Source organism: Actinomyces sp. oral taxon 169 (genome assembly GCF_013394715.1).
GTDB lineage: Bacteria > Actinomycetota > Actinomycetes > Actinomycetales > Actinomycetaceae > Actinomyces.
Map to the genome: position 1 here is coordinate 2,626,063 of NZ_CP058259.1, position 12,080 is coordinate 2,638,142.

Here is a 12,080-nt window from a genome sequence, read left to right on the forward strand (position 1 = left end):
GTCCCGCGCTCAGGGCGATACGGAGGCGGGCACTTGTCCCCATATCCGGGCCATGTGGGCACTCAACGGGTGAGGAACTGAGATCATCCACGGGACAGCGGCCCCGAGCCCGCCAGCGCTTCACAGTGCTGGCAGCACTCCAGCACCCGACTATCGGAAGGCAGATCATGAGGTACTTCGCCGAGTACATCGTCGGCAGGAACGGTCCCATCGACGTCTTCCTGCAGCCCCAGACCCCGCGGCTCGTCGCCGATGAGGTCGCCCGCAAGCTCACCTCGCCCGCCTACCTGGACGGCGCGCGGCACTTCGCCATCGTGGTGTGGGCGCTGCCCGACGGAATGACGCACATCGACGAGGTTCCGGAGTCCTCCCCGGCGTGGGCCACCTTCATCCAGTGCGGCGGCTCGGCGGCCGCCATGAGCGTTGAGATCCGCGTGACTCATGAGGACGACTCCTACGAGCACTACGCCGTGGCCCGCGAGCCCGTCGCCGACCCCGGAGCGTGGACCACGATCACCTGGGACAACGGGGGTCCCGAGCCCTTCTCGCTGCGTCTGCACCCTGAGGAGGTCTTCACCGGCGAGCAGGCAGCCCCCGTCTTCCGCACCTACATCGAGGACGGGGCCCTTCCACCCGCAGAGCTCCTGCGCAGGCTCGATGTCTAGCCATCGCCGGCTCCGCGCGTTCGTACCGTAGGTGCCGGGATCGTACTCTTACCCCTCGACAGCGCGACCTACCCTACGAACTCGCGGGTGCGGACCATCGTTCAGGCCCGCAGGAGCTCCAGGCAGCGGCGCACGTCCTGGATCGGGAGCTGGCCGGGTGCGGATACCCGGGCCTGTCCCTGCTCGTCGGGGACGACGGCGAAGGTCAGCGCCGACCCGAAGGCCGGCGCCACACGGCTGACCGCCCCGAGCGCCCCCATGGACATGGCGGCCACGGGCACCCCCAGGCCGGTGCCCTCCCCCGCCCCCGCCGTGGCCCGCGCGCACACGCCCAGGAGGCGGGCAACATCATCGACACTGGTGGGCCACACGGCGATCTTGGCCAGGTCCGCGCCCTCGCGGGCCATGCGGGCCATGACCTCCTCGAGGACCTCATCGGCGGGGGTGGCCTCGAAGTCGTGGAAGGAGGCGACGACGTCGATGCCCAGTGCGTGGGCCTGCGCGCAGACCTGAGGCAGGCATCCGCGCTGAACCTCGACGTCGATGGCGGCCGGGCGGCGCTCGGGCGCCCAGTCGGCGAGCCCGTCGAGGACGGAGCGCAGAAAGGCGCCGTAGGCGGTGTCGTCCAGCTGGGCCCGGCCCCCCTCGGCGGCGGTGCGGCAGGTGAGCAGCACCGGAGCTCCGGCATCAGCGCCGTCGGTGGCGTCGATGGCCTCCCCCAGTCCCCACAGGCACTCCAGGACCTGGGCGGCGGCCGTGGCCGCATCCAGTAGGTCGGGGGCGGCCAGGGCACAGGCCTCCTCGAGTAAGTCCACGCGCAGCTCGAGGACGTCGGCACCGGCGTCGACGGCGCTGCGGGCCTGGGTCCGCGCCTGGGCGAGGCTCGGCCCGGTCAGGGAGACGGCCACCGCGGGCAGGCCGCCGGGGCCGGGGATGCTGCGCCCACCCCAGGTCAGCGACGTCGCTCTCACACCCCAGCCCCTTCAACTGGCCCCGGCTCGGGCACGAGCGACAGGGCGATGCCGTCGAGGATGTCGTAGAGGCTGGTGGTGACCCGCGCCAGCGGGCGCCCGGCGGCGGCGGTCCGCTCCACGACGCGGGTGACGACCTCGCTCCACACGAGGGCGCCGGCGGCGATGACGTCGCGGCGGCCGGGAGCCAGGTAGCCCCAGGAGGCGCGCTGCTCAGGCGTGGAGTGGATGATCGCCTCGCAGGAGGCCAGGACCGCCTGCGGGCTCAGCTGAGCACCGTTCAGGGCCTGCGGGTCGAAGGCCTGAAGGTTCAGGGCGTGGGCGGTGACGGTGGTGATGGTGCCGGCCAGGCCGACCAGCCGCCCCGGGGCGGACAGGTCGACGACCCGCTCGGCTTCATCGAGCAGGCCGCGTACCTCGGCCCGGGCAGCGGCCTCGGGGGTGACGCCGTCCGCCAGGAATCGCTCGGTGATGCGCACGCTGCCGGTGTCCAGGCTGATGGCGGCGCAGGGCTCATCCACGCCCAGGACCAGCTCGGTGGAGCCGCCCCCGAGGTCGACGACGAGCCGCGGCGACGCCCCGTACTCCCCCGGCCCCGGCGTGCCCTCGTCTTCACCGGCGCCCAGGAGCGAGCCGGTGAAGGACAGGCGGGCCTCCTCCTGGCCGCTGACGACCTCGGGCTCGATGCCCAGCAGGCTCCTGACCCCGGCCACGAAGTCCTCGCGGTTGCGGGCGTCGCGGGTGGCGGAGGTGGCCACGAAGCGCCGCACGTCGCCCCCGGGGGCGACGCCCAGCTCGGTGCAGTCGGCGGCGTAGGAGGCCACGGCGGCCAGAGTGCGCTCCAGGGCCTCGGGGTCGAGCAGGCCGGTGCGGTCCACGTCCTGGCCCAGGCGCACGATCTCGTTACGCCGGCGCAGCACCTCCAGGCGGGGACGCCCGGAGTCGTCGCGGTCGGCCTCGGCGATGAGGAGGCGGATGGTGTTGGTGCCGCAGTCGATTGCGGCGACGCGGGTCATGGTGGCGGCCTCCTGGGCTCGGTCGGGAAGGGAAGGAGCAGGGCGTCCCTGCCGCTCAGCAGGAGCAGCGCTCAGGATCCCACAGTCCGCGCTCGCGCAGGGCCTCCAGCGTGCGGTCACCGATGGGGTTGACGCCGGCTCCGGCGGCCAGGGTGTGCCCGAGCAGGGCGTGGAGGCACTTGACGCGCGTGGGCATTCCGCCGGCGGAGATCCCCTCGATCTCGGGGACTTGCCCGAGCTCGGCGCGACGGGCCAGGTAGTCGGTGTGGGCGGCGGCGTAGGCGGCGGCCAGCTCGGCGTCGTCGGCCAGCGCGGCGTTGAAGGTCTCCATGAGGTGCTCGGCCTCCAGGGTGGAGCAGCCCTTCACGGCGGCCGGGTGGGTGAGGTAGTAGCTGGTCGGGAAGGGGGTGCCGTCGTCGAGGCGCGGGGCGGTGCGCACCACGGTGGGGCGCCCGCACACGCAGCGGGCTGCGATGGCGACGACTCCGCGCGGCACCCGCCCCAGCTGCTCGGCCAGGGCCTCGAGGTCGGCCGACGACACCGGCTCCTGCGTCTGGGGCGTGGGGCTCACGGGGTCTCCTTCGTCTGCGGGGTGACGGCCGGTTTCGGCGTGGTCTTGGGCGGATCCGACGGCGCCTGGTTGGGTTCCCCGGTCGGCAGCTCCTTCTGGGCGGGGTTGAGGGTCTTGCTGTCCGCCCCACCCTTCGTCCCTGCCGGCGCGGTGCCGTTGGTCTGGCCGGCGGCCCGCGAGGAGTCCCGGAGCTTCTCGTACCAGGGGGCATCCGGGGATCCCGGGGTGGCCCCGCCGCTGGCCTCGCTCTCCTTCATGGAGTCGGCACCGACGACGACGTAGCTGGTGTCTCCGGGCATGACGTAGCCGAGGCGCTCACGGACCTGGGAGCGCACGTAGGTGTCGTCCTTCCACTGGGCCAGCTCGTTCTCCAGGGTGGTGGAGGTGTCGGAGGCCTCCTTGATCCTGTCGACGACGGCGTCGTACTGGGCCTGCTGGGACAGGTAGGCGCGCAGGGAGGTGAAGATGACGACGAAGGCCAGCAGGCACACGACTGCCAGGATGACGACCCGGGGAGGCAGGGTCCGCTCGGGCACCGCCGTCGGCAGGCCCCGCTGCCGGGAGCCGGACGAGCCGGAGCCCGACGCGGCCGCGGAGGCCGCCCGCTCGGCCGGTACCTGGCGGGGCCGGGCGCCGCCGGCGACGCGGCGCGTCCCGGACTGGCTGGAGGAGGGGCGGCGTGGAGTCATACCGGCATCCTGCCTCACCAGGGCACAGGACACAGCGCACGCCACCGGGCGCGTTGCTCACGCTTCGGTCATGGCCCGCCGTACCGGGCGCGCATACAGCACTGCCATAGATGACGCTTCGGGGCAGACGGAAGAACCCGTCTGCCCCGAAGCGGTGGGGTGCGTCGTCGTCGAGTCGCGGCTGAGGCGCCGCGTCAGTCAGCGGCTCGACGTCGGCTGGTCGCCGTCAGGCTCAGGCCTGGAAGCGGGGGAAGGCGCCGGCGCCGGCGTAGACCGCGGCGTCGCCGAGGGCCTCCTCGATGCGCAGGAGCTGGTTGTACTTGTTGACGCGCTCGCCGCGGGCGGGGGCGCCGGTCTTGATCTGGCCGGAGTTGGTGGCCACGGCCAGGTCGGCGATGGTGACGTCCTCGGTCTCACCGGAGCGGTGGGAGGTCATGGACTTGTAGCCGGCGCGGTGGGCCATCTCCACGGCCTCGAGGGTCTCGGTCAGGGAGCCGATCTGGTTGACCTTGACCAGCAGGGCGTTGGCGGCGCCGAGCTTGATGCCCTTGGCGAGGCGCTCGGGGTTGGTGACGAAGAAGTCGTCGCCGACGAGCTGGACCCTGTCGCCGATCTTGTCGGTCAGGGCCTTCCAGTCGTCCCACTCGTCCTCGGAGAGCGGGTCCTCGATGGAGACGATCGGGAAGTCGGTGATGAGCTTCTCGTAGTAGTCGACCATGAAGGCGTTGTCGCGGGCCTCGCCCTCGAACTGGTAGGTCTTGGTCTTCTCGTCGAAGAACTCCGAGGAGGCGACGTCCATGGCCAGGGCCACGTCCTTGCCGGGCTTGTAGCCGGCCTTCTCGATGGCCTCGACGATGAGCTCGAGGGCCTCACGGTTGGAGTCGAGGTTGGGGGCGAAGCCGCCCTCGTCGCCCAGGCCGGTGGATAGGCCGCGGTCCTTCACGACCGCCTTGAGGGCGTGGTAGACCTCGGCACCCATGCGCAGGGCCTCACGGAAGGTGGGGGCGCCGATGGGGGCGATCATGAACTCCTGGATGTCCACGTTGGAGTCGGCGTGGGAACCGCCGTTGAGGATGTTCATCATGGGCACGGGCAGGACGTGGGCGTTGGGGCCGCCGACGTACTGGAACAGGTCCAGGCCGGCGGACTCGGCGGAGGCCTGGGCGGCGGCCAGGGAGACGCCGAGGATGGCGTTGGCGCCGAGCTTGCCCTTGTTGGGGGTGCCGTCGAGCTCGATCATGAGCTGGTCGAGGCCACGCTGGTCGGCGGCGTCGAAGCCGATGATCTCGGGGGCGATGATGTCGTTGACGTTGTCGACGGCCTTCTCCACGCCCTTGCCGCCGTAGCGGCCCTTGTCGCCGTCGCGCAGCTCAACGGCCTCGAAGGCACCGGTGGAGGCGCCCGAGGGGACGGCGGCGCGAGCGGAAGCACCGTCCTCCAGGAGGATCTCGACCTCGAGGGTCGGGTTGCCACGGGAGTCGAGGATCTCGCGGGCGTGAACATTCTCGATGAGGGCCACTTGGTGCTCCTTGCTGAGGGGATCGTGATGCGGTCGTCGGCGTCGGGCACGCTCGCGCGCGACTGCCGAATGCAAGACCAGCCTAGCGGGCCCGTCATCGCACTACGAGGGCCATGGTCCTGAGGATTGCACAGTGTTCACGCCCGGCGAGAAAGACTGGACGACGGCGGTCCCTCGGTTCCGCCGTCGTCCTGGGGGCTCTGTACGGCCCTACTGGCCGCTGGTCTCGGGCTGCTCGGCGCCCTGGCCGCCCTCGCCCGCAGCACCGTCACCCTGACCGGTCTGGCCCTGCCCGTCGGTCTGGCCGGAGTCGGCGGGCTGCTGACCGCCCTGCTGAGGAACCTGTTGCTGAGGCTGCTGCTGTTGCTGCGGGGCCTGCTGCTGGCCGCCACCCTGCTGCTGGGGAGCCTGTTGCTGGCCGCCCTGCTGCGGGGCTTGCTGTTGTGGGTCCTGCTGCTGTTGCTGGGGTGCCTGCTGCAGGCCGCCTCCGAAGGGGTTGTTGCCGGCTTCCAGACGGGGATCGGTCTGGGTCAACCAGGTCTGAGCCTTATTCGAGTAGCGCGGGGAGATGTCACCGTCCAACGTGCCGCGCACCTTGTCCAGATCGGCGAGCGCGACCTTCCCCTGCTGCCCGGCCTGCTCCGGGTGCTGAGAAAGCTGCTGGAAGTGCCCGGACAGCACAGTCGCCCGCAGGTAGGTGAGCGTTTCCGGCTTGCGGGGCTCGAAGCCCACCTGCTTCTTGACCATCTCCACGATCTGCGCATCGGTGACGGTCAGTCCGTGGGCCTGGCCGACCTCTGTCAGGTAGGGCGCCTCAACGAGGAGACCAGCGATCTGAGGGCGATTCACGCCCTGACGCTCCAGGTTCTCCCAACCGAGTGCGGAGTCGAGCTCCTTGACCACGACGTCGACGTCCTTCTCACTGACGACCACGGAGTGGCGGGCCCCGTCCAGGCCGGTGTAGTGCATGTCGGCCACCTGCCCGGGGTGGTCGGAGCAGCCGGCGAGCGCCCCGACGGCGAGGAGGAGTGCAGCGCTGGCGGCAAGGACGCGCGTGCGTGCGGCAAGGCTTCGGGTCACGGTCTGCTCCTGGAAGGGGGACGACGCCGGAGGGCGACATGGTGTCACAACATTTCTGCCCCCGACCCTACCGTTCCGCCTGCGACGACGCACGCAGCTGGTCCGCCGCCCACCGTCAGCGGCGTTTGCGGTAGGTGGTGGCCTCGGTCTCGTAGGAGGTGTCGCCCTGGACGACGGCGCGCAGGAGCACCTCGGCCCACCGCACGACCTCCTCGCCGGACAGGGCCGCCCCACCCATGCGGTTGGTGCCCGGCGCGGGCACCACGATGGTGCGCGTGGCCGGCTTCAGCACGGTCCCCGGGTAGAGGCGGGTGACCTTCATGCGCGCCGACTCGGGCAGGTCCACCGGGGCGAAGCGCACCGACTTGCCCTGGGCGACGATCTCGCGCACCCCCAGCTCGGCGGCCAGGGCCCGCAGGCGTGCCAGCGCCGCCAGGCGGGCGGTCGCCTCCGGCACCGGCCCGTAGCGGTCGGCCAACTCCTCCAGGACGTCGTCGACCTGCTCTCCCGAGCGCGCCGCCGCGAACTTGGTGTAGGCCTCCAGGCGCAGACGCTCGTGGGGTATGTAGTCCTCGGGGACGGTGGCGTCCACGGGCAGCTCGATGCGCAGCTCGACGTCCTCCTCGTCGCCCTCCTCGAAGCCGATCACGTCAGCGCCGGCCTTCCCGGAGCGGGCCAGGGCCTTCTTGTAGGCGGCCACGGCCTCGGAGACCATGCGCACGTACAAATCGAAGCCGACCCCGGCGATGTGCCCGGACTGCTCGCCGCCGAGCAGGTTGCCCGAGCCGCGAATCTCCAGGTCCTTCATGGCCACCTGCATCCCGGCCCCCAGGTCGGTGTTGGTGGCGATGGTGCGCAGGCGCTCCAGGGCCGTCTCGGTCAGCGGCTTGTCCGAGGGGTAGAGGAAGTAGGCGTAGGCCCGCTCCCGGCCGCGCCCCACGCGCCCGCGCAACTGGTGGAGCTGGGACAGGCCCATGCGGTCGGCGCGGTCCACGATGAGGGTGTTGGCGTTGGACACGTCCAGCCCGGTCTCCACAATCGTGGTGCACACGAGCACGTCGGTCTCCTTGCGCCAGAAGGAGTCGATGACGGCCTCGAGCTGGTGCTCGTTCATCTGCCCGTGGGCGGTGGCCACGCGCGCCTCGGGGACCAGCTCGGCCAGGCGCGCGGCGGTGGCGTCAATGTCCTCGACCCGGTTGTGGACGAAGAACACCTGCCCCTCACGCAGCAGCTCACGGCGGATCGCGGCGGAGACCTGCTTGGTCTCGTAGGCGCCCACGTAGGTCAGGATCGGGTGGCGGTCCTCGGGCGGGGTCGCCAGGGTGGACATCTCGCGCAGGCCGGTGACCGCCATCTCCAGGGTCCGCGGGATCGGGGTAGCGGACATGGACAGGACGTCCACGTTGGTGCGCAGCGCCTTGAGGGTCTCCTTGTGCTCCACCCCGAAGCGCTGCTCCTCATCGATGATGACCAGGCCCAGGTCCTTGAACTTCACCTGGCCGGTGATGAGGCGGTGGGTGCCGACGACGACGTCGACGCTCCCCTTCTCCAGACCCTCAAGGATCTTGGCGGACTCGGCGGCGTCCTGGAAGCGGGACAGGGCCGCCACGGTCACCGGGAAGCCGGCGTAGCGCTCGGTGAAGGTCTCGGCGTGCTGGCTCACCAGCAGCGTGGTGGGCACCAGGACCGCGACCTGCTTGCCGTCCTGAACGGCCTTGAAGGCGGCGCGCACGGCGATCTCGGTCTTGCCGTAGCCGACGTCGCCGCACACGAGCCGATCCATCGGCTGGGCCTTCTCCATGTCGGCCTTGACCTCGTCGATGGTGGAGAGCTGGTCGGGGGTCTCGGTGTAGGGGAAGGCCTCCTCCAGCTCGGTCTGCCAGGGGGTGTCGGGGCTGAAGGCGTGGCCGGTGGTGGCGGCGCGGGCGGCGTAGAGGCGCACGAGCTCGCCGGCGATCTCGCGCACGGCCTTGCGGGCCTTGGACTTGGTCTTGGCCCAGTCGGCGCCGCCCATCTTGCTCAGGGCGGGGCTGTCGCCGCCGACGTACTTGGTGACCTGGTCCAGGGCGTCGGTGGGCACCAGGAGGCGGTCGCCGGGCTGGCCGCGCTTGGAGGGCGCGTACTCGATGACGAGGTACTCGCGGGTGGCCGAGGAGCGGGGACCGCCCACGGTGCGCCGGCTCAGCTCGATGAAGCGCCCCACCCCGTGCTGGGCGTGGACCACGAGGTCCCCGGCGTGCAGGGACAGGGGGTCCACGGAGCGGCGGGCGCGACGGGCCGGCAGGCTGCGGCGCTCGCGGGGGCCGGCACCGGCCCGCCCGGTGAGGTCGGACTCGGCGATGAGGGCCAGGCGCAGGCCCTCGGCGAGGAAGCCGTGGCCGGCGCTGGCCTGGGTGACGCGCACGACGCCGTCGCCGGGGCCCGCCGTCGGGGCGCCGGCCGACCCACCGGCGTCGCTCTCGTCGGCGACGGCGGCCGGGTCGGGGGCCCAGTCGCTGTCGCGGCCGAGCTCGCCGACCTCGGAGAGCTGGTCGACGATGCGGGCGGGGACGTCGCCGTCGCCCAGGAGCTGGGCCATGCGCCGGCCGGGTCCGGGCCCGTCGGTGGCCACGACGACGGTCCAGCCCTGGCGGGCCAGCCGGCCCAAGTCGGCCACGGCCCGCTCGAGCTCGCCGCGGTAGGTGTGGGGGTCGCTGAGGTCCAGGCGGGTGGTCTCGGGGCCTGCGGCCAGGGCGGTGAAGGACCACCAGCCTCGGTTGGAGGACAGGGCCAGGGCCCGGGCCTCGGCCAGGTGGGCGAAGGCGGCGGCGGACAGGTCGACGGGGACTGTGCCGCCGGAGGCCGCCGAGGTCCAGGCGGCGGCGAGGAACTCGGTGGTGGTGGCGGTCAGGTCCTCGGCGCGCTTGCGCACCCGCTCGGGCTCCAGCAGCACCGTGAGCCGGTCACCGACGAGGTCCAGCAGTGGGACCATCTTCTCAACCAGCACCGGGGCGAGGGACTCCATGCCCTCCACGGCGATGCCCTGGCTGATCTTCTCCAGCATGTCGGCGGCGCCGGGGACGGCGTCGGCCAGGGCGGCGGCGCGCTCGCGCACCGCGTCGGTGAGGACCAGCTCGCGGCAGGCGGTGGCAGTGACAGCGCCCAGCGTCTCGATGGTGCGCTGGTCGGCGACGGCGAAGGAGGAGACCTCGTCGATCTCGTCGCCAAAGAAGTCCACGCGCACGGGCCGGGGCTCGGAGGGCGGGAAGACGTCGAGGATGCCACCACGCACGGCGTACTCGCCGCGGGACTCGACCATGTCGACACGCGTGTAGGCGGCGGCCTCCAGGCGGCGGGCCGTCTCCTCCAGACCGACGGTCAGACCGGGGGCCAGCTGGACGGGCTCGAGCTCACCGAGGCCGGCGATGACGGGGGCCAGCAGGGCGCGCACGGGGACGATGAGGACGCGGATCGCCCCGCCCTCCTCAGGGTGGGCCAGGCGGCGCAGGACCGACAGGCGCTGGGCGACGGTGTCGGCGCGCGGCGAGAGGCGCTCGTGAGGCAGGGTCTCCCAGGCGGGCATGACGGCGACGTCCTGCGCCGGCAGGTAGCTGCGCAGCGCCAGGGCAGTCTCCTCGGCCTCGCGGCCGGTGGCGGTGACGACCAGCAGGGGCGTGCCGGAGGCCTCGGCGGAGCCGGCCGCCGGTACGTCGCCGCCGGCGACCCGTTGGACGCCCTCCTCGCCCAGGGCCATGGCTGCCAGGACGGCGGGTCGGGCGCCCGGCGCCACCACGAGGCTGCGGTCGGTACGCGAGCGGGAGGAGGCGGCGCGAACGGTGCGGGCGATATCGGCGTCGGCGAGCAGCGGAGGCAGGAGCGCAGTCAGGAGCACGACCGCGAGTCTAGTGACTCCCCGTCCCGGAACCACCGGTGGGCCGGGCCGGTCGGCCGGTGAAGGCCCGGCGGACCCAGTCCCCGCTGCGGACCTGGTTCCATGGGTTGGCGTGCCCGGCGACGACGCCCACGCCCCCACCCGTGGTCTTGTTGCGGCTCTCCAGCAGGACGGAGACCTGCGCCGAGGCGGCCATGCCGGCGATGAGCCACACAACGGTGCCGATCTGGGTGATGAAGGCGACCGTTCCGTAGGCCGGGATGAGGCTGAGCAGAGCGATCTGCGCGGGGTTGGAGCGCTGGACGACGGCCCTGAAGCCGTAGACCAACAGCCCCACCATGACGAGCACCACAGGCATCCACCCGAAGCGCAGCGCGGTCAGGAGCAAGTGGTTGTCGATGGAGCTGTAGCCGCCCCAGGCCACCGAGTCCCCCACTTTCTGGTAGGCAGAGGACAGTCCCAGCGGCTTGAGCTGACGCACCAGGACGAGGATGTCGCCACGGTAGCCGGCCGAGTCCTCCTGCTCGCGGCCGGCCGAGTCGAAGACGCCCAGGACATAGGGCAGCAGCACGCTGCCCACACCGACCAGCACCATAAGGAAGCTCATCCGCCACAGGGCGGGGATATTGATGTGCACCTGCATGAGGCTGAGGATGACGGCGATGACGGCGCAGGCGATCGCCGAGCGGGAGAAGGTCGGGATGGTCGCCCCCAGGACGAGGGCGCCGGCCGCGATCCGGTAGCCGGGCCTCCACCGCGCGGCCAGGATGAGCGGGATCCCGGCCGCCAGGCACACCCCCAGGGCGATGGGGTGGCCGAAGGCCCCCTCGACGCGGGTGAAGCTGCCCCGGGCCAGGGGCGGGGCCCACTCCTCGTAGAGGTTGTTGTCGATGGCGATGTAGCTGAAGGGATTGATGGTGGTGAGGGCCTCGAACAGCGCCAGCACGGCCACCACGATCCACACGATGGCCAGGACCTCCGCCACTCGCCGCAGCCCGAGCCGCTCCACGAGCAGCCGTCCGGCGAGGTAGGCGGGCAGGGCACCGAAGACGACGTCGGACAGGACGTAGTTGAGCGGCGAGCCCGCGGCGACGGACAGGCCCACCAGGCACCAGGCGGTGGCGACCATGAAGTCACCGCTGGTCAGCCGCCACGAGAAGCCGGGCAGGAGGGCGAGGACCACCAGGAAGCAGGCCAGGGTGGCCGGAGGCACATTGGGCTCGAAGGGGATCATCACCCACACCGGCACGAAACCGATGGCGCCCATGACCAGTGCTGCCCCGGCGATGGGGCGGCGGTGGATGCGGTCGGCCACAAAGATGAGGACCGCCAGGGCGACGCCCACCATAGGGAGGACGATGAACAGGGTCCTGACGAAGGACATCGTTCCTCCCTTGTTGTGTCATGACCTCGGTGATGTCACGGCGGTCGAGTCGGTGGTCGGTAGGTGGTCGATAGGTGGCTTGTCGGCGGCCGGCTGGCGCGGCCCCGAGCCGCCCCACAGAACCGCTGTGAGAAATGCCCGGGAAGATGCTGGGAGGGCCTCGCCGATCCTGACCAAGGTCAGGACCGACCGGAAGAAATCCGTCGACGTCGTCCCGATTGGGCCGACCCCGACGTCTTCTTCACTGTGGGGACGGGGGCCCTCAAGACCCTCACCCATCACACGATTCCAATGAAAGACTCACCACATCACCC

The 12,080-nt window shown here is 71.6% G+C and carries 9 protein-coding genes; 1 reads left to right on the forward strand and 8 read right to left on the reverse strand.

All coding sequences use genetic code 11. The features are described 5' to 3' along the window. The first annotated feature begins 167 nt into the window (after positions 1-167). Positions 168-665 (forward strand): NTP pyrophosphohydrolase, encoded by a 498-nt coding sequence (locus HW274_RS11075; protein ID WP_185988811.1) that lies wholly within the window; start codon positions 168-170, stop codon positions 663-665. A 101-nt stretch (positions 666-766) separates the two neighbouring features. Here the strand turns inward: HW274_RS11075 and HW274_RS11080 are convergent, their stop codons facing one another. The 8 genes from HW274_RS11080 to HW274_RS11115 form a co-directional block, all read right to left on the reverse strand. Continuing rightward, entirely contained in the window at positions 767-1,636 is an 870-nt protein-coding gene (locus HW274_RS11080) for a type I 3-dehydroquinate dehydratase (RefSeq protein ID WP_185988812.1), read from the reverse strand. After that, positions 1,633-2,652 carry an exopolyphosphatase gene (locus HW274_RS11085; protein WP_185988813.1) on the reverse strand — a complete coding sequence of 340 codons (1,020 nt, stop codon included), beginning with the start codon at positions 2,650-2,652 and terminating at the stop codon, positions 1,633-1,635. The genes HW274_RS11080 and HW274_RS11085 overlap by 4 nt, the downstream gene beginning before the upstream one ends. Positions 2,653-2,707: 55 nt before the next feature. After that, positions 2,708-3,223 carry a DUF501 domain-containing protein gene (locus HW274_RS11090; RefSeq protein ID WP_185988814.1) on the reverse strand — a complete coding sequence of 172 codons (516 nt, stop codon included), beginning with the start codon at positions 3,221-3,223 and terminating at the stop codon, positions 2,708-2,710. Then, positions 3,220-3,912 (reverse strand): septum formation initiator family protein, encoded by a 693-nt coding sequence (locus HW274_RS11095; RefSeq protein WP_185988815.1) that lies wholly within the window; start codon positions 3,910-3,912, stop codon positions 3,220-3,222. The genes HW274_RS11090 and HW274_RS11095 overlap by 4 nt, the downstream gene beginning before the upstream one ends. Before the next feature lie 232 nt (positions 3,913-4,144). Continuing rightward, a complete protein-coding gene (gene eno / locus HW274_RS11100; protein ID WP_009407666.1) occupies positions 4,145-5,431 on the reverse strand; it encodes a phosphopyruvate hydratase in 1,287 nt (428 codons plus the stop codon). A 210-nt stretch (positions 5,432-5,641) separates the two neighbouring features. Then, positions 5,642-6,511: a hypothetical protein gene (locus HW274_RS11105; RefSeq protein WP_260679074.1), complete on the reverse strand. Its 870-nt coding sequence runs from the start codon at positions 6,509-6,511 to the stop codon at positions 5,642-5,644. A 115-nt stretch (positions 6,512-6,626) separates the two neighbouring features. Next, positions 6,627-10,382, reverse strand: coding sequence for a transcription-repair coupling factor (gene mfd, locus HW274_RS11110; RefSeq protein ID WP_185988816.1), 3,756 nt, complete (start codon positions 10,380-10,382; stop codon positions 6,627-6,629). Positions 10,383-10,392: 10 nt separating this feature from the next. After that, complete coding sequence (locus HW274_RS11115) at positions 10,393-11,766, reverse strand: hypothetical protein (protein WP_185988817.1); 1,374 nt, start codon at positions 11,764-11,766, stop codon at positions 10,393-10,395. Positions 11,767-12,080: the final 314 nt, after the last annotated feature.